The 744-nt window shown below is 67.7% G+C and carries 1 protein-coding gene; it reads right to left on the bottom strand.

Translation table 11 applies throughout. The annotated features are described in order from the left end of the window. A partial coding sequence (locus NN5_RS24810; protein WP_157081342.1) for an aldehyde dehydrogenase family protein occupies positions 1-744 on the bottom strand: 744 nt, incomplete at both ends.

A 744-nucleotide genomic window follows, 5' to 3' on the forward strand; every position in this document is an offset into this window, starting at 1 on the left:
CCAGCCCAGCGACGACATCGTCATGGATCGATTCGTGCAGCAGGAGCCTGCTGGTCGATCCGCACGACTGGCCCTGCCACGAGAAGTTCATCCCGGCGATCGCGGCGTCGATCACGGTCGCCGGATCGACGTCGGGGAAGGCGATCAGTGGGTTCTTTCCGCCCAGCTCCAGCGTGACGTGCTTGACCGCGCTCTCCGCCGCCATCCGCTGAATCGCCATGCCGGTCTCGACTGAACCGATAAACGCGATCCGCTTGACACCGGGATGGCGCACCAGCGGCGCGCCCGCGCCCGCTCCGGTGCCGGTGACGATATTGAACACGCCCGGCGGCAGCGCATCGCGCGCGATCTCAGACAGGATCAGCGCGGAGAGCGAGCTCGTCTCGGGCGGCTTTACCACCACCGAATTGCCGGCCATCAGCGCGGCCGCGGTGCGGGCGGTGGCGAACATCACCGGATGGTTGAACGGCACGATCCGAGCGACCACGCCGTAAGGCTCGCGCGTGGTGAAGTGCAGGTTGCCGGGCGTCGCCGGGATCGTATCGCCCTTCAGTTCATAGGCGAGGCCAGCATAATAGTTCATCCCCTCCACACCGGTGCGCACGTCGCCGCGCATCGGCGCGATCGTATTGCCGGTGTCGCGGACCTCGACCTCCAGCAGCTCTTCGGCGCGTTCCAGCATCTTGCGGCCGAACGCGCGGAGTGCCTCGGCGCGGGCGGCGACGCCGATCCCGTTCCACGCCG

Origin of the sequence: Novosphingobium naphthalenivorans NBRC 102051 (assembly GCF_001590985.1) — a bacterium.
In the GTDB taxonomy this organism is placed as follows: Bacteria; Pseudomonadota; Alphaproteobacteria; order Sphingomonadales; family Sphingomonadaceae; genus Novosphingobium; species Novosphingobium naphthalenivorans.